Origin of the sequence: Psychrobacillus sp. FSL K6-1415 (assembly GCF_038003185.1) — a bacterium.
Lineage (GTDB): Bacteria > Bacillota > Bacilli > Bacillales_A > Planococcaceae > Psychrobacillus > Psychrobacillus psychrodurans.
This window is the reverse complement of record NZ_JBBOOQ010000001.1, coordinates 740,661-758,051: the sequence shown is the minus strand read 5'-3', so window position 1 is coordinate 758,051 and position 17,391 is coordinate 740,661. Positions and strand designations below refer to the sequence as shown.

Sequence of the window (17,391 nt, the reverse complement as noted above, 5' to 3'; positions counted from 1 at the left end):
CGTATCAAGCTTACTTGCGTTCAGGATAATTATTCCATAAAATTGCTCACACCGAGATCGAGATGTGGGACACTCACTTATAACCGTTGCATTCTCATTTGGATTGATTCGCTTTCGTAAAAACACCAATTTCATTGTTTACTTGCTCTCGACTGTTGTTAACTTGCGTGCAACGTATGTTTACTTGCTTTCAAATATTAAATACTTGCGGATGGACTTTAATTACTTGCGCTCGTATCAAGTTTACTTGCGTTCAGGATAATTATTCCATAAAATTGCTCACACTGATATGTGGGACTCTTGCTAGGTTCCCTTGTATAAACGTAAGTCCCTCTCATACAGATTAAAACCGGAAAGCGTAATGCTCTCCGGTTCGTATTTATTTATAAGTTAAGTATTTTACGTAGTCTTTCCAGCTGACAGATTTTATACTGTTCCAGGTCGGAAGGTCTATTGGAAATGGTAGGAATACTTCTGCGTCGTCTGTTTTTTGGTCTGCATTGAGGACGACATTACCATTGCTTAGTCCTTCAGATAGGATGGCATGTTGTTTTAGATCGAATGGGACGGTAACAGGAGTACGGGCGATTTTTCCGTCACTTGTGAGTGTGTATACTTCTGCTACTTTTTTGGAACGGTTTAGTAGCCAATTCGATTTTATTTGTACTGCATTTTCTGCATGGTTCGTTATGATTACTGAGTTAAGATTTGCCGCAAAAGGCAAGGTTTCCAGTTGTTCTGCTAGCTGAACACGAACTTCGTAAACAGGTTCGTCAATTTTATGTTCAAATTGTTCGTATGCTGTGAGCCATTTAGATGCGTTTGCGGGTACCTGTGTTTTGCTCGATACGCTTCCTTCTACTACTCCTTCACGGTGGGTTGAGTAGTTTTTCACTAATTGACCTTCTTGAATGTCGTGCCATTCCGACTCTTTTACGTAAGTGATGACGGATTTTTCATTTGCATATAAGTGTATGAAATATTTGCCGTTGCGTTCTTCGATAGTCGAAACAGTACCACTTATTGGGCTTAATAAAGAAAGTTGGGATGAATCTTGTGCTAGCTGTGCATCGACGATTTGAAGTTTACGTTCTACTTCAGCCAGTTTTTGCTTTGCTTCAGCTATACCATGAGCAAAGTTACCGTCTTGGGTTACATTGACGTCGACTTGAACATTTACATCCACGATCTCATCTGCCGTTCCTCCAGTTGCTTGACCATCTCCTGAGGAACTTGAATCTGCTCGAGAACGCTCTGATTCCAGATCACTAATAATGGTATGCAGCTCTGACTGCTCCTGCATAAATGCCTGCTGCTCTGTTTCCCATAATAAACGTTGGTCTTCAGCAGAATCAGTCCGCAGTGTGGCAAGGTCAGTACCTTCCTCCACAGGGTCCCCCTCCATGACAATGAAATCATCAATAGCTTCAACATCTATCGTAACAGTTACCTCATTTGTAGGAACTACTATAGCTTCTTTTTCTAGTTCTTGTGCATACGTATTTTCATGCACAACGTTATATTCACTAACGTAAAATGTTCGACTGATTTGGCTTTTATCGGAATAGATTAGGATTGCATTCGCGCCGATAAAGGTAGAGACAACTATGGATATACCAATAGTTAACCATTTATTCATTTGGTTTGCCCTCCTTCAATCCATAATTCAATTGGGAGTACTTCAAAGCCCGCTGTGATTAAGGCCAAAATCATTTGAATTCCTAGTAATAGTAGAAATAGATTACGAGTGGACATCGCAGTAAAAGCTCGTAAAAAGTGAAACTGAATAGCGATTATTAACCCTGTAATTAGGGATAATTCGTTAAAGAAATAATTGACATACGATTGTTCTATAAATGTTGCTGCTAGTGGACCAAATGAAAGGACCGAATAGTCCGTTGCATAGCCTACAACAGCATATAAGAAATAGTTAATTGCTTTTTCCATTAATAGAAATGCTACGACGAATAATTGTAGTATAGCTACTTTTGATAATTCCACTTGTGTAATTTTATGTAAGATAAACGCAATTACAAAGAAATGAAAGCCCATGTATAGTAAAGACCAAAAGATAGTTCCTATTAAAGATATAATTCTAGCAATCGTAAAAGTATCTTCGTAGCCGTTGACAAAAAGAGCCGTTAGTTCTTCCGTATGTAATCCCCAAATGTCTCGTAGGGCAAATAATAGGATTCCAAAGATTGCTACGAACCATACGCGACTCTGAAATCCTCGCATCGTTGCATCTTCTTTTAACGATACAATGAGATCATTTCTATTAAAAAGGTATTTCCAAAATCGAAATTCAAAAAACATTCCAGTGTTCCCCCTCTTATGGTTGAACAGTTACTTCCACATAAGCACCATTTTTCATCATGATTCCTGCATTCGATTGGAAAGTCGGATGGATGAGTAGTAGATAGGCTGCCCCTTTTTCTAGCGGTGCTGTTGGTGTGACAACGAACTGTTTCGATGATTTTAGGTCAATTGTGACAGGAACGGTATTGGTAGTTCCTAGTTTTACTAATTCCACTTTTTGCGTTGCATTTTGTACTACATTGCTGGAAAAAGTAATGGTAAATTGTTTCGTTGTTGGTAAATTATGTAATGCGGACATCTTTTTATAGTTTTTATTTACTTCTATTAATGCATCTCTATGTGCTTTTACTAATTCGTGTCCAACTTCAGTTACAAAGTGCGGATTTACTCCAGTTTTGTGAATAATAGTGTCCTTTGGTCCTGTGAAATTCGCTATCGTCAGCTTTAATATAGATCCGTCAGAAAGACTAAAAAATGATTGCATCGAACCTTTTCCATAAGTCTTCTGCCCGTATAGAGATGCTGAGTTTTGGTCTAATAGCGCTGCTGCAGTCATTTCGGACGCACTCGCACTATATCCGTTTACTAGTACTTTTGTATTCGCAGGAAATAACGAGGATTGCTTCGTCGATTTAGTTAAAGTAGACTCACTAGTTGTAATTATTTTGAATGCATCAGGACTGTTAGGAAATAGTCCAATAAGTTCTTCTGCTGTATGTACATATCCTCCGCCATTATTGCGCAAGTCTAGTATAAAAGAAGTCGCACCCAGCTTTTGTAGATCAACTTTTGCCTTTTGAACAAGGACTGTTCCATTATCTGAAAATGAATTCATCCCTATATACCCAATATTGCCTGCTAAGAGTTCTTTTGTTACGACAGGAATCGTAAATTTCTTACGTATTAAGTTATACATTTCTTTCGTATTATTGCTTTTCAAAACCTGTAGCTGGACTGTGGTTCCTTCTTTACCCGTAATGATCGAGGAAGCTTGTTGAATTGCCATACCTGTTGTAGATATACCATCGATTGAAAGAATAATATCACCAGGTGATATACCAGCTTGCTGTGCTGCTCCTCCTTCAAATGTGCTGACAATTTGAATTCCAGTCACATGTTCTTCAATCGTCACACCAATTCCAGTCGTTGTGTTATTAATAGAGTTCGTGTACGCCTCAAATTCTTCTCTCGTAAAATAGGTAGAGTATGGATCTAACTGCTCCATTATATCATCAATAGAATCTATTTCTTCTATACTAGAGGGTATTTCTCCTTTATAGTGCACTCTAACTAAATTTTTTACTTCATCTAGCGGTGTCGCTAATGAAGAAATCGGCGCTGAGATCAACCCGATAATGATTACCGCTAGGACAGTAAACCTCTTCATCCCATTTCCCCCTTTTATGTATCTATAAACCTATCTTAACTGAAACTTACTAAAACTGCATAAATTTCTATACAATTAATAAAACAACCGTCAATAACAACAGTTGCCTCACCTGATTATTTGAGTAGTTGCAGAACACCTTGTGCTTGTTGCATATGCAAGCTTAGAACATATTGACTGGCTTGCATTAATATATTAGCTTTAGTGAGCGCCATCATTTCTTTTGCAATATCTACATCTCTAATTCTAGATTCTGCTGCAGTCAGATTTTCTTCCATATTAACTGCATTATTGTAGGCGTGTTCCATTCGATTTGCATAAGCTCCCATTTTAGAGCGTTCATTCGATACTTTTTGAATTGCTTTATCTAGTTCTCCCATCGCCTTATCTGCATCATCTCTCGTGGAAATGGACAAATCCTGTATACCAATACTGGTGGACCCCATATTGCCAAATGACAATTCGATATATTGTCCGGTATTTGCACCAGCCTGAATTTTAAGAGAGGTTTGAGATCCATCTAATAACGGCTTTGTATTAAACTCAGTATCTTTTGAAATTCTTGTTACTTCTTTTTTTAGTTCTTCGAATTCTAATGCTAATTGATCTCGATCTTTGTCGGTTAACGTATCATTTGCGGATTGAACACTTAGTTCTCTCATCCTTTGTAAAATAGAATGAGTTTCATTTAGAGCACCCTCTGCAGTTTGGACAAGGGAAATCCCGTCCTGGATATTCCTTGCTGCTTGTCCCAGTCCGCGAATTTGGGCACGCATTTTTTCTGAGATAGCTAGACCTGCAGGATCATCACCTGCTCGGTTGATACGGTATCCAGAAGAAATGCGTTCCATCGACTTATTTACCTGTGCCCATTGAGAGTTCATGTTCCGTAAAATAGATAGTCCAGTAGCATTCCAATTTCCAAGCATTATATCAGCTCCTTTTTGGTCCAGTTATCTCGTATGAAAACCGTCATTTCTATTTAAATAACCACGTTCTTTGGCAACAATACGTCCTCTTTATAGCAAGACTCTCACTTCAAGGGTTGAGTTTGCGATCAACTCACCGTAAAATCCAAACTTATTCAGACCAGCACGATGTTGGTCACTCGAGTATTGCCACACGATGCGATGCTATTTGCCAAAGTTCAAATTAAGAAAAATCTGACTGTTGCTTCCCTTTATTCATTATATCGCCTTTATTGAAAATTCTTTTAGCTTTCTAGAACTCTACGAAATAAATTGTCTGATAACGATTAATTCTTTACGGATTTGGGAAGAATAAATGTAACTTTTGAGATAGCTTTACGACAAATATAATAATCGAGTTATTTCCCGGGAAATTGACAGGAAAGGAGCTTTTGTAAATGAAAATCGACAAGTTTGGATTAAATTGGGGGGACATTTTGTTTGGGGTACTTGGATCAAGTGGTTTTGTGTTGTTCCTTTACTTCTTCTCATCTCTTTAAATTGGAATGCACATAAAAACACCTATCGAAATATTCCTATTCGTTAGGTGTTTTCTAATTGATAATGTTATACAATGTAACAGCCCCCATTAGTGTTCTTTATACATTAGCAGTGTGTTGAATAATGACTCATCTCTAGTTGTCAAAGCAAAGTCAATCATGCGCTCTACGTTTTGTTGTACTAGTAATTGGATGATTTCCTCGGTTCCTTCAATTGAGACTTCCTGTGAATCGACTTGGTTTGCTTCTTCTAAAATTGTTTGTAAATGTGTATGAATATCTGACACAAGCAATAATTGATAGAGCGGCAATCTTATAAACCTGTTCCCTTTTTGAAATACGAATACTTCCGACAAATTCTCCACCTGCAACGTTTGTGCATTTAAAATAATTTCTTTGCCCTCCACTGGTATAAAATGAAATAGCTCATCATCTTTCCTTATGGAAAAATACTGATAGGCAAATACCATCTTAATGCTGTTTCCTTCAAACTTCGTATAAAATGGTTTCATTAGTTGTACTAGTATCATATTCTCCTCTCCTTTAATAGAATTTTCTGATTACTTTTAGTTTATCACATTTTCTCATTTTCGTGTAGTTAATGGCATTAAAAATATAATTAGCAAGCAAAATATGATTTACTTGTTTTCCCCACCTAGATACTTCCCCCTATCACTATTTGCTTGCTAAACGGAAGAGTCTTCCACATTGGCACCGAGATGTTTCTCATAAAAAAAGGAATGCAATATGCATCCGCTTTTGAAAGATAATTTTATTTCACTAGAGTTCTTGGTCTATTCTTTCCTTTTGCTATTGTAAAATAGCCAAAGGATTGCTCGTTGTATTCGAAGATAAACGTTTGAAATACTTTTTCAAGTACTTTTGTTTGGTTTGACTGCTCTTCATGTTCTAAATAAAAAGATAATAGGTTAGCTTCACAATCGAGTAGTAAATCATAAACAGTGAAATCTTCCGCAACAATTTGATCAATATGTGTCATTTCTTTTTCACGATATCCACTAAAATACTCAATATACTTTTTCTTAACACCAATGACTTTTATTTTTTCCTTATTTCCCCTTGAATGATTATCCTGAAACTCAAATAAAGACGGTATGTAAAATTGTATTCTTTTGATAGCTACCACTCCCATTTATATTGTATTTATTCCTATATTTCTCATTTATGTTATTCGATGTATATATCTTATACTATATTTACTTGTGCTTTTTACGAATATCTCCAATTTAGCGATTTTCATTCATTGCGCTCCTAATTTCGCTATCGTAGCATTGTATATGGGGGGATGAATATGGCATTTGGAGAGCAGTTGCGTGCTTATCGTGAAAAGCTAGACATAACACAAATGGAAGCTGCTAAAATTCTAGGCATTGATCACTCAGCATTATCAAAATATGAAAAAGGTGATCTTGGTATTTCCATTGAGTTATTAATGAAGATAAAAGACAAATATAATATCCCAGATGATCAATTTTTATATATGCTCCAAGATAAACGCTATAAAAGCAATGATCCTATTTTGGAGGCTAAGGAGAGTAAAACAAGATACATAGAAACTTTTCAAGAAGAGTATGTGAAGGAAATAATTCACTTAAAAGAATATCGGGATTTTACCATGGATATTGTTAATTTTGCCAAAAATGACAAAGACCGAAGAAAATACATTTTAAATCGACTAAATAAAGATTGAAGCTTTTACTTACATCATGATAAGTAAAGGCTTTTTCTATTATTACTATCCTTTTAGTCAAATTGTTTTAGGTTCGGCTTTTAATCAGCAAGCTTTATACGTATAATGGAAGGAAAGCCTTTTTTCTTAGGAGAGATCCGTTTGAACCCTACTTCTTATCAAAAACTTGCAACCCATTATAATAAACAGATTCACCAGTCTATGGATACGATTGCGAAGAAGCTACATCCTGCTTTATTGGACGATGAGGAGCTTGTCCGTCGTGCCGCTTTTTTTGTGCGTAACGGTGCTGTTTCTATTACTAATTATTTACCCCAGGAACATCGGGTCGATTTTACGATACGCGATGTTACAAATATTGAAGTGAACTATCATATCTCAAAAGATAACTTTCACTGCCCATGTCCTATACATAAGCCGTGTAGACATATTGTGGCAGCTGTTTTTTATTTGTATCAACAAAATGATTCTTTGTCTACTTGGATTTCTGAATGGCGTTCGCAGGCAGACCAGGTCCAATTGTCTTTGCTAAAAGATGAACGTAGTCCAAGAAGTTGGGATATTATTGTTGAAAACTTTTTCCGTAAATTTATTGCTAATTACCCACCTACTAGTTTTTATTTACTTGAATTTGCTATTCATGATTTGAAATCTCAAATTCGGAAGTCTCGTCCATTTGAACGCGAGTGGCAACCTATTTTTGACGTGTATGTGGAACTTTCTATACTCATCAAGTCCTGGCCATATATTGAACCTCTTGCTCAGTCGAATATGCAAAATCGAGTCCTTCATTTTTTAAACGAATACCTTGCGGAGCTGAATGATCATTTAAACCAACTATCATCGAAGCCTCGTATGTTCGCAGCAGATCCATTTTACGAAGAAATAATGGTTCGAGTTCATCATTTTTACTTCGATATGGAAAACCTTGTACACTATCGAAAGCAAGTATATCTTTCCTTTTGGGATGCGCTCGTAACAGACAAGAATACAAGAATGAAGGAAGTAAAATATTTAGAGGCACTGGAGACTATAGAAGATGATATGCCATTAAATATGGTGCTACCATACTTTTACTTAACCTTGTCCATGACCGATGAGCTATTGTTAGCTGCGGAAAAAATGGAAGGAAACCAGCTACTTGAGTGGGTAGAAGTATGTGAAAAGGCACTTCAGACTGGCAAAAAAGAATTAGGTACTAACCTAGCTCGAAAACTACTACCTCATGTTTCTTATTACTTAAACGAGGTAATACTAAACCCATCTCGTGTTATGCTCATTCGTCGTTTAGAGCTATTATTTGAGATGGTTCAATTACAGCCTACGGAGTTAGAAAAAGTATATCAATCATTTGGTCTGTATGGCCTACAGTCTTATTCGAACCTACTCATTAAGGAAAAGCGTTACTACGATTGGATGGCTCTCCATCAATCGGCTAATTCCTCAATAGAATATGCGGAAACATGTGGCCTATCTATTATTAAAGAAGAGGCTCCAGATGTTTTACTTCCACTTTACCATGACTATGCAATGCGTTTCATTCAAGAAAAAAATCGCTATAGCTACAAACAAGCTGTTCGAATCTGGAAAAAAATGAAACAAGTTGCTAAGAAATCGAATGACACTGACTATTGGAATGCTTACGTCGAAAATGTTCGCGAAAAGTATCGCCGTCTTCGTGCACTGCAACAAGAAATAGAGAAAGGAAACCTACCATTATGACTCAGCCTTTATCTATTACAAAAGAATTTTCTTTAAATATTCATCCGTTAGAAAACGGACAGTTTCGATTAGTTTCGATAAATATACCGGCAGAGAAGTGGGTGCCATCCTTATATTTGAACCACCGAGAAAGCTTTTTCGGTCTCAATGCTCAAATTGAGGATAATGCACTTATCGCTTCTCCTGTTGAATTAGTTGAACTTTTTTCTAGAAAAATGAATCCATTCACATTATTTGACGGTGTCAATGAAGATTCAAATAAATGGTTAGAAACATTTAAAGATACAGCAAAAGTTTGGGCAACTCCTGATTTATGGAATTTCATAAACGTAGAAGGAAATGACCTAAAAGTTACTGCTCCAATAGATGATAGTGGGCAAATGCTTCTTGTTAATGCTGTTAAACAAAAGCTGTTCCAAGCTGGGCTATCTATGGAAGACATAGAACCCCTTATACCGTTTTTCCAACAAGGTGGCTGGCCAATCAAATCTCAGGCTACTCATCCAAGCTTATTAGTCGCACTAAGATTGTCAGAACCAGAAGCTATGGAAGATACATGGTTGTTAGAAACGGTAGTTCGAGGAAAAAAAAGCAGTGTATACTGGACACCAGCATACCGAAAGAAATCATTATCCATTAGTAAAGCTCTTCCAGATAAATGGGTTGAATTTAGTGATTTTATAGAGGAAACACAGTCGAAAATGTTTTCTCTTATTTCTTCAATTGATCAAACGAATCCAAAAACATTCTATTCTTCTACATTAACTGATGAAGAAGTGAGGATGTTTCTTCGTGATGACTTAGTGAAACTGCAAGCACTCGGATTTGAGATTGTTCTTCCTGCTTGGCTGAAGGCGGTAAAAGACACAAAAATGCGTGTTAAAACAGTCGCTAAAACGGCCAATTCATATAAAACTACTGCAGGTCTAAATGAAATACTACAATTTAACTGGAGTTTTTCTTTGAACGGACAGGAAATTTCAGCCGATGAGTTTCAACAGATGGTCAATGAAAATCGTTCCTTTATACAGGCTGGCAATGAATGGTTCCGTATTGATTCCGCTTGGATGCATGAAGTTCGAGAGCTTATAAGAAAATCAGAGGATGAGAATTGGACTGTGAAAGAATTGCTGTTTCGCGAAATTCCTGAAGAACTTGCACTTGCACTTGATGAGGAAGAAGAAACTGATGTGGATCCGTTATTTGAATTTGAGATGCAGAAATCATTGCAAACGATTATGACACAGCTCTCGGAGAAAAAAGGTTTCCCTTCCGTGGAGATTTCTCCTAATTTGTTGACGACTTTACGCCCTTACCAGCAACAAGGATTAGAATGGCTCGTCTTCATGAGAAATGAAAAGTTTGGAGCTTGCCTTGCAGATGATATGGGGTTAGGAAAAACAGTACAGTTGATATCTTACTTACTGCATGTCCATGAAAATACTGAGCAGCCAACACCTTCGCTGATAATTTGTCCTACTTCCGTGTTAGGAAACTGGCAAAAAGAAATAGCAAAGTTTGCACCTTCACTTAAAGTGCAGACACACTACGGTTCTTCTCGAACAAAAGAAATTGATATGACATGTGATGTTGTACTCACTACTTTTGGAACTGCTATGCAAGATGTTGATTCGCTTTCTGAAATCGTATGGACTAGTATTACGCTGGATGAAGCACAGAACATTAAAAATATGCATACAAAGCAATCACGTGCTATTCGAAGGTTAGCAGGTGCGCATCATATTGCGCTAACTGGTACACCTGTGGAAAATAGATTATCAGAGCTATGGTCTATCTTTGACTTTATTCATAAAGGCTATTTAGGTTCGTTCCGTAAATTCCAAGAAAATTATATAGCACTTATTGAACGAGATAATTCTGACGCAACGAAACATAAATTAAGACTTAAAATTCAGCCTTTCCTATTAAGAAGAACGAAGCAAGATCCTGAGCTTCAGCTTAACTTACCAGAAAAATTGGAACAACGAGAGTACTGTGCACTTACTACAGAGCAGGCAGCATTGTATGAATCACTTATACAAGAAACTGTTAGTAAGCTTGACACACTGACTGGTTTTGAGAAGAAGGGTCTCATTCTGAAAATGCTAAGCAAGCTGAAGCAGCTTTGTAACCACCCTGCTCTCTATTTAAAAGAGCCCTTTGATGATGCCGAGGATATGCTTGAACGTTCCGAGAAGCTAGCTCAAATTGTTACACTTGCTGGAGAAATTGCAGCACGTGGTGAGCAATGTCTAATCTTTACTCAGTATATCGGGATGGGACATTTACTACAGCATTGTTTAACAGAGTTATATGAAATAGATGCCCCATTTTTGACTGGTAGCATGCCTAAAAATCAACGGGATCATTTGGTGGAAGCATTCCAAGCAAATGAGTTTCCCGTATTCCTGTTATCTTTAAAGGCTGGTGGAACTGGCCTAAACTTAACTGCGGCAAGCCATGTGCTCCATGCCGACCGGTGGTGGAATCCTGCAGTAGAAAACCAAGCAACCGATCGTGCATATCGTATCGGACAAACAAACTTTGTTCATGTCCATAAGTTCATTACGATCGGAACGATTGAAGAAAAGATTGATAAACTCTTAGTTGAAAAACAGTCGCTATCGGAAGAGTTAATACATTCTAGTCAATGGATCACTGAAATGTCGGATAATGACATAAAAGAGTTGCTTACACTGTCTCTCTAATAGTTTTATTAAAACCCTGACCAAGAAAATTTCGGTCAGGGTTAACTCTTTTGATAATCATTGAATAAGATTGCGGCCTTATCAATCATTAAACTGGTAGTTGGTTTGGTGGTGTTACTGGAAATTCAAAATCACTCTCATTATTCTTATTTGTCTGTTGTACTGATAGTTCTTCATCTCGTTTCTTTGTTGCTAAAAATCGGATGTCCTCCACAACTATTTCTGTAACGAATACCCTCTCTCCCTCTGCCTTCTCATACGATCTTGTATTAAGCCTACCTGTTATCCCTACAAGAGACCCTTTACCACAATACTTGACGGTTGTTTCAGCGAGCTTCCCCCAAATCGTACATAACACAAAGTCCGCTTCATCACTTTTATAGCTTTTATTCACCGCAACTACGAAACTAGTTTGCGTCCTCCCTTCTAACAAATGCTTTAGTTGTGGAGATTTCGTCATACGTCCGATTATCGAAACAGTGTTCAATCTGTCACCTCCTTTTCTAAAGTTAGCCCTATCATACTGGCAGTTTAAATTGTTGGCAAAAGCTCACAATTCAATTTTAAAGTCCTTTTAAAGTACAAAATAGATTTCTTGAAATCTACTTTCTTATAAATTACTTCTATATCAGCTTTTCTAATTTTTCAATTTGCTATTTTTGTAGTTTAGCCTATTATTTTTTCCACCTAAGTCACTATGTTATAATGGATACTAATTAATGCTTTTCCAAAGGGGATTTGTGCATGAAAACATTCAAAATGATATCAGTCAGTATTATTTCGGAAAATGAAGAAGTTCCAATAACAATAGAGGATGGCATCGTGATTAACCAGGAAAATTCTAGCCGTTCCTGGATATTAGAACTATTCACTGATCAAAAATACGAAAACTATTTTAATGAATTAAAAACTTCTAATAAGGTATATGATGTTAAAGTTATTATCTCTTATCCAGAAAACGAACCGGCTCATTTTGAAGTGGTAACCTATTCTGTTAAACAAATTGGCAATCACCTTTCCGTTTTGCTTAGGGGTACATTGAAACGAGTTAGAAGAAAATACGCTGAATCATTGCTATCAGAACTAATCGAGGAAGGATTAACTGGCGAAGATTTACTTTCTAAATTTGAAAATGATATGAAAACTCGCCCTGCCTTGAAGAAAGATCAATAAAATCATCAATAAAAAAGGGTTCTTTGTCAAATAACGTTGGTGAACAATTTTAAATGTTGAATTGATGATCATTGAATTATATTAAGGCAGATTAGAATGTCAGAGAAACTGGCTTTCTAAACAATCTTTTTTTATAGTGAATCGAATACCCTGTTTCTTTCCGTTACAGATGGCGCTTTCCGCGGGCACGGCTTCAGCCTCCTCATCGCGAAAACCGCGCTCCTGTGGGGTCTTCAGCACGCGCTGTTCCCACAGGAGTCGCCATCTTTCACTCCAAGAAACCTTAAGTGTACTTTAAATTGAGTGAAAGCTTATAACCTAAAAATGCAGACTAAGCTACTTCTAAGTGTGGTTGTCTTAAATCAGATTCAACTGGCTTGAATTTTAAAGTGATTTAATTTTGAGTCTTGAAATGAGCATTCTAATATCTTTAGTAATTGACAAGTGGGTTCCCTCCAAGATGATGGTTTTCGACGACTTTAGTTCTACGGGGAGCTTCACTTGTTTTCTATTTAAAATAGTTAGTGAAGTTCCATCACCAACATTATAAATTATAGAACGAAAAAAGATGCTGACCCTAATTTTAGGAGCCAGCATCTTTTTCAATTACTATAAATTATTGTCTTTATCGTTTGTCATTTCGTCATCATCGTGTTCAGTGCTTGGTTCCTTAATCCATTTACCGTCTGCATTTGGTACATTTCCATCTCCTGTACCTGATCCAGCACCGCCAGTACCATTCCCACCATCAACATTATCATTGATACCTGGTTGACCTTCAATTGAACCGTTATTCATTCCGTTATTGTTTGTTCCATCGTTCATGGTTCCATTGTCTAAGGTCCCATTCCCACCATCATTCATTCCGTTATCTGTGGTTGGCGATTGTGTATTTACATCGTTTCGCACATCCTCCATTGGAGTTTCATTGTTGTCAGGGATGGCATCATCTGTATTATTACACCCAACTAATAAAAAAGAGCATAAAGCTACAGCAGGAACGGCTTTTTTCCACATAAAAAAATTCCTCCTTTCTTAGATATCGTCATCACTTTTTTGTGACTTACGATAGGTTATCCAAGAAAAAAGGAACTATCCTATGGCATTTATGCCTGTTTTTGCAAGATATAATATAGAGTATAAGTTGAAAAAAATGTGAAAAACTACTATTAGTCGTTATTGACTATTGGACCTAAGGCAAATAATATATCTGCCTCACAAACTAATTCTCCATCTACTGTTGCGATTCCGTGGCCTTTTCCCATAGCTCCGCGAAGTTTTGTCAATTCAACTTCTAGTTTTAATTGGTCTCCTGGCTTCACTTGTCGTTTAAAACGACAATTATCAATTCCAGTAAAGAAAGCAAGTCTTCCTTTATTTTCTGGAATTTGAAGAACAGCCACTGCTCCTACCTGAGCAAGAGCCTCTACAATCAGTACTCCTGGCATTACTGGATATCCTGGAAAATGACCATTGAAGAAATCTTCGTTAATCGTTACATTTTTTAATCCTACCGCACGCTTTCCTTCTTCAATTTCTAGAATTTTATCTATCATAAGAAATGGATAACGGTGAGGTAAAATTGCTTGAACTTGCTCTGTTGTTAACATGGAATCATCCTCCAAAAGATCATTATTATTTGCCATCTTTAATATCAATCATATGCTGGTAAGTATCCCATTTTAATGCGTCCATTGGTTCACCATCACCTAGTACGCCATAGCCAATCATTAGACCTGCCATAGCTGCTCCAGCAATAAATAGAATTACCAGTAGTATACGCAACCATATTGGGAACATGCGGATCTGGACCCATTTGGTTGTTCCAGTTGATGTTGCTTGTTCATGTACCTTTTCTTGTTTCTTTTCTAATCTTCGCTGTTGTCTAGCAGAAATTTTACTTTCTTCTGTCATAAACACAACTCCTTACACAAATAATTATCTAATGCCATTAATAAGACCCAGCATTTGGTCCGCAATTGTAATGGAACGGGCATTGAACTGATAAGAACGTTGCGCTGTCATAAGATCCGTCATCTCTTTAGATGTATCCACATTTGACAACTCTAACATACGATTTGCCATAGCTATTTCTCCACGATCTGCACCTAAAAGATCTGTCATAATATCTTCTGCATTTAAACCTAATTCTTCTAGGTTATCAGGCATGGCAATATATGTTGCAGATAAATGCTCCATTGCATTCGGCTTTTGAAGTACAGAAACTGCTAATTCACGTTGTTGTGTAGTACCATCTGGATAAGTTGCTGTAAGAATTCCTGTTTCATTTACAGAGAAATCCTTAACACCATCAGGAATGGTAATTACTTGTCCATCTGAATTTGCGACTGGATAACCATCACCGTTCACTAACATAAGCTCTCCATTTTCCATTGGTGATACATAAAAGGCACCTTGACGAGTATAGGCTGTCTGCTGACCATCTACGCCATCTGGCATAAGCACGTTAAAATATTGCTTTGGCTCTTGAAAAGCAAAGTCTAAATCGCGGTCTGTAGATTGGAGACTACCTTGCTTCCAGTTCATTTGTGTTTGTGCAAGTGCTGCACCAACGCCATAACGAATTCCTGTAGGAGAATCTCGTTCTACTCTATCTAATTTATCATTATTAAATTGTTGGTATAATAATTCTTGGAATTTAGCATCTTTAGCTTTGTAGCCATGTGTACCAGTATTGGAAAGATTATTCCCTATAATATCTATTTGGCTTTGTAGTTGCGACATTGTATTTGTCGCTGTAATCATCGTGCGTAGCATTTAAGCCTACCTCTTTTCGTTGTTAAAGATTGAAATAGCTATATTTAATTCACACGGCCCACTTCGTTAACAGCTTTCTCCATACTTCTATCGTATGCTTGCAGTACTTTTTGGTTTGCTTCAAATGCACGATAAGCCGTTAACATATCTGTCATTGTTCTAGCAGTGTCCACATTTGAACCTTCGATATATCCCTGTTGCATCGAAAAAGTAACATTATCTAAACCATAAGCAGATGGTAGGTCAGTTCCGTCTACTGTTTGGAATAAACCGTTATCCTGCTTTACGAGTCTATTAGGTTGCGTAGAAAATGATACACCAATTCGAGTTACTAAAGCATTGTCAACAAAAATCTGACCACTTGAGTCTACTTGGAAATCATCATTTTGTAGCTGAATCGTTTGTCCCTCGGAATCCAATACATACAGACCTTGGGGATTAGTTAAATATCCTTCACCGTCTAACGTAAAATTTGCATTTCGGGTATATGCTTCCCCTTCAGTGGGATGCTGCAAACGGTAAAATACTGCTCCTGTTTGCCCAGTTTCTTCATCAACTGGTAATGAACCATCGATTAATGCAATATCTGTATTTAAATCTGTTTGCAGGAGTTGTCCTTGTGTCATTAATGCCATTGTTTCTTGCATGTATACACCCGTACTAATTGCACCAACTTCAGAAATATATTTCCCGGTAATAGGATCTTTTGTAGGAATTTGAGTAGGTCCTAGTCTGGACATTAGCATATCTGGGAACGAGCGAATCGTAGATTGATCTGCCTTGAATCCCGGTGTGTTTGCATTAGCCATATTGTTTGTTAAAAGTTCTGTTCTACGCTGTTGTGCAATCATTCCTGATGCAACTGTATTAAATCCGCGAAACATAAGAGAGCCTCCACTTCAGTTTAATGCAAACTTAGTATACGGGTATTTTTTTGCACTCCGTAGACACTTCGCATTTATCTTCTTGATATTTTGTCAATATTATCTAACATAATCCCAGTTCCTATTGCGACACAATCCATTGGGTTTTCAGCTACAAATACCGGTACTTTTAACTCTTCCATCAATAAATGATCCATACCATGTAAAAGTGCTCCCCCCCCTGTTATAATAACTCCGCGATCAATAATATCTGCGGACAACTCAGGCGGTGTCTTTTCTAACACATTCTTTGCAGCCTGTACAATACCCGTAACGGATTCTTTCAAGGCTTTTTCTATTTCATCAGATTTAATAGTTATCGTTCTAGGAAGGCCTGTCACCATATCACGTCCACGAATGTCCATCTCCTCGTGACGACTATCAGGAAAAACGGTTCCTATTGAAATTTTAATATTTTCAGCAGTACGTTCCCCGATTAAAAGCTTGTACTCTTTTTTAATGTACTGAAGAATGTCATTATCAAAAACATCTCCTGCAATTTTAATCGATTCACTTGTTACAATATCGCCCATGGAAAGTACTGCAACATCTGTTGTACCCCCACCGATATCGACAACCATGTTACCACTTGGTTGGAAAATATCCATCCCTGCTCCAATTGCGGCTACTTTTGGCTCTTCTTCTAGATAGACTTTTTTCCCACCAGATTTCTCAGCTGCTTCGCGTATTGCTTTTTGCTCTACACTAGTAATATTTGTAGGACAGCAGATTAAAATGCGAGGTTTTGATAAAAATCCTTTAACATTTAATTTATTGATAAAATGCTTTAGCATTGCTTCCGTCACGTCAAAATCAGCAATAACACCATCTTTTAGTGGTCGAATTGCTATGATATTTCCTGGAGTTCTCCCGACCATTTTTCTAGCTTCTTCACCAACCGCAAGTAGCTTTTTTGTACTTCTATCTATAGCAACGACAGAGGGTTCGTTTAAAACTATCCCTTTTCCTTTTACATGTATCAAAACATTTGCTGTACCTAAATCAATTCCAATATCCTTTGCAAACATTACTGTTGTTTCTCCTTCCCAGCTAAACACATTATGTATATTAATCGATACGTCTCTAACTTTATATTTTATCATAGTTTTAATTGAATTACACTTTATTTAGCAATAATATTTGAGAAAAAATGGTATGTAATTCGTGTCTAAACTACTAGTAATTGTGCAACTAAATATTTG

At 37.1% G+C, this 17,391-nt stretch carries 17 protein-coding genes; 4 read left to right on the top strand and 13 right to left on the bottom strand.

Annotated features, from left to right (window positions below):
• Window positions 1-379: 379 nt before the first annotated feature.
• From MKY60_RS03710 to MKY60_RS03685, 6 genes are all read right to left on the bottom strand, one after another.
• A complete protein-coding gene (locus tag MKY60_RS03710; RefSeq protein ID WP_241595181.1) occupies window positions 380-1,639 on the bottom strand; it encodes an efflux RND transporter periplasmic adaptor subunit in 1,260 nt (419 codons plus the stop codon).
• The gene (locus MKY60_RS03705) at window positions 1,636-2,316 is read right to left on the bottom strand and encodes a hypothetical protein (protein ID WP_241595179.1); all 681 of its coding nucleotides are present in this window, start codon (window positions 2,314-2,316) and stop codon (window positions 1,636-1,638) included. The genes MKY60_RS03710 and MKY60_RS03705 overlap by 4 nt, the downstream gene beginning before the upstream one ends.
• 16 nt (window positions 2,317-2,332) lie before the next feature.
• Window positions 2,333-3,706, bottom strand: a complete 1,374-nt coding sequence (locus MKY60_RS03700) for a S41 family peptidase (RefSeq protein WP_241595177.1) — start codon at window positions 3,704-3,706, stop codon at window positions 2,333-2,335.
• 116 nt (window positions 3,707-3,822) lie between these two features.
• Complete coding sequence (locus MKY60_RS03695; RefSeq protein ID WP_241595174.1) at window positions 3,823-4,635, bottom strand: flagellin N-terminal helical domain-containing protein; 813 nt, start codon at window positions 4,633-4,635, stop codon at window positions 3,823-3,825.
• A 628-nt stretch (window positions 4,636-5,263) separates the two neighbouring features.
• Window positions 5,264-5,704: a transcriptional regulator gene (locus MKY60_RS03690; RefSeq protein ID WP_093493867.1), complete on the bottom strand. Its 441-nt coding sequence runs from the start codon at window positions 5,702-5,704 to the stop codon at window positions 5,264-5,266.
• Window positions 5,705-5,946: 242 nt separating this feature from the next.
• A complete protein-coding gene (locus MKY60_RS03685; protein WP_340928596.1) occupies window positions 5,947-6,327 on the bottom strand; it encodes a hypothetical protein in 381 nt (126 codons plus the stop codon).
• 159 nt (window positions 6,328-6,486) lie between these two features.
• On the opposite strand from MKY60_RS03685, the gene MKY60_RS03680 reads away from it, so the two are divergent.
• From MKY60_RS03680 to MKY60_RS03670, 3 genes are all read left to right on the top strand, one after another.
• Window positions 6,487-6,885 (top strand): helix-turn-helix domain-containing protein, encoded by a 399-nt coding sequence (locus MKY60_RS03680; RefSeq protein ID WP_241595169.1) that lies wholly within the window; start codon window positions 6,487-6,489, stop codon window positions 6,883-6,885.
• Between the two features lie 141 nt (window positions 6,886-7,026).
• Window positions 7,027-8,607, top strand: a complete 1,581-nt coding sequence (locus MKY60_RS03675; protein WP_241595167.1) for a hypothetical protein — start codon at window positions 7,027-7,029, stop codon at window positions 8,605-8,607.
• Complete coding sequence (locus MKY60_RS03670; RefSeq protein ID WP_241595165.1) at window positions 8,604-11,315, top strand: DEAD/DEAH box helicase; 2,712 nt, start codon at window positions 8,604-8,606, stop codon at window positions 11,313-11,315. Before MKY60_RS03675 ends, MKY60_RS03670 begins: the two co-directional genes overlap by 4 nt.
• A gap of 88 nt (window positions 11,316-11,403) precedes the next feature.
• Here MKY60_RS03670 and MKY60_RS03665 read toward each other — a convergent pair whose 3' ends face one another.
• The gene (locus MKY60_RS03665) at window positions 11,404-11,802 is read right to left on the bottom strand and encodes a single-stranded DNA-binding protein (RefSeq protein WP_241595163.1); all 399 of its coding nucleotides are present in this window, start codon (window positions 11,800-11,802) and stop codon (window positions 11,404-11,406) included.
• Window positions 11,803-12,059: 257 nt separating this feature from the next.
• On the opposite strand from MKY60_RS03665, the gene MKY60_RS03660 reads away from it, so the two are divergent.
• Window positions 12,060-12,488, top strand: coding sequence for a YwpF family protein (locus MKY60_RS03660; RefSeq protein WP_093493856.1), 429 nt, complete (start codon window positions 12,060-12,062; stop codon window positions 12,486-12,488).
• A 609-nt stretch (window positions 12,489-13,097) separates the two neighbouring features.
• Here the strand turns inward: MKY60_RS03660 and MKY60_RS03655 are convergent.
• The 6 genes from MKY60_RS03655 to MKY60_RS03630 all read right to left on the bottom strand — a co-directional run bounded on the left by MKY60_RS03655 (window position 13,098) and on the right by MKY60_RS03630 (window position 17,217).
• Window positions 13,098-13,505, bottom strand: a complete 408-nt coding sequence (locus tag MKY60_RS03655; RefSeq protein WP_093493854.1) for a hypothetical protein — start codon at window positions 13,503-13,505, stop codon at window positions 13,098-13,100.
• 152 nt (window positions 13,506-13,657) lie between these two features.
• The gene (gene fabZ, locus MKY60_RS03650; RefSeq protein WP_090565592.1) at window positions 13,658-14,098 is read right to left on the bottom strand and encodes a 3-hydroxyacyl-ACP dehydratase FabZ; all 441 of its coding nucleotides are present in this window, start codon (window positions 14,096-14,098) and stop codon (window positions 13,658-13,660) included.
• Window positions 14,099-14,123: 25 nt separating this feature from the next.
• Window positions 14,124-14,402: a DNA-directed RNA polymerase subunit beta gene (locus MKY60_RS03645; RefSeq protein ID WP_241595161.1), complete on the bottom strand. Its 279-nt coding sequence runs from the start codon at window positions 14,400-14,402 to the stop codon at window positions 14,124-14,126.
• A gap of 24 nt (window positions 14,403-14,426) precedes the next feature.
• Window positions 14,427-15,266 (bottom strand): flagellar hook-basal body protein, encoded by an 840-nt coding sequence (locus MKY60_RS03640; protein WP_241595159.1) that lies wholly within the window; start codon window positions 15,264-15,266, stop codon window positions 14,427-14,429.
• Between the two features lie 44 nt (window positions 15,267-15,310).
• A complete protein-coding gene (locus MKY60_RS03635; RefSeq protein WP_241595157.1) occupies window positions 15,311-16,150 on the bottom strand; it encodes a flagellar hook-basal body protein in 840 nt (279 codons plus the stop codon).
• 74 nt (window positions 16,151-16,224) lie between these two features.
• Window positions 16,225-17,217, bottom strand: coding sequence for a rod shape-determining protein (locus MKY60_RS03630; protein WP_093493847.1), 993 nt, complete (start codon window positions 17,215-17,217; stop codon window positions 16,225-16,227).
• Between the last annotated feature and the right edge of the window lie 174 nt (window positions 17,218-17,391).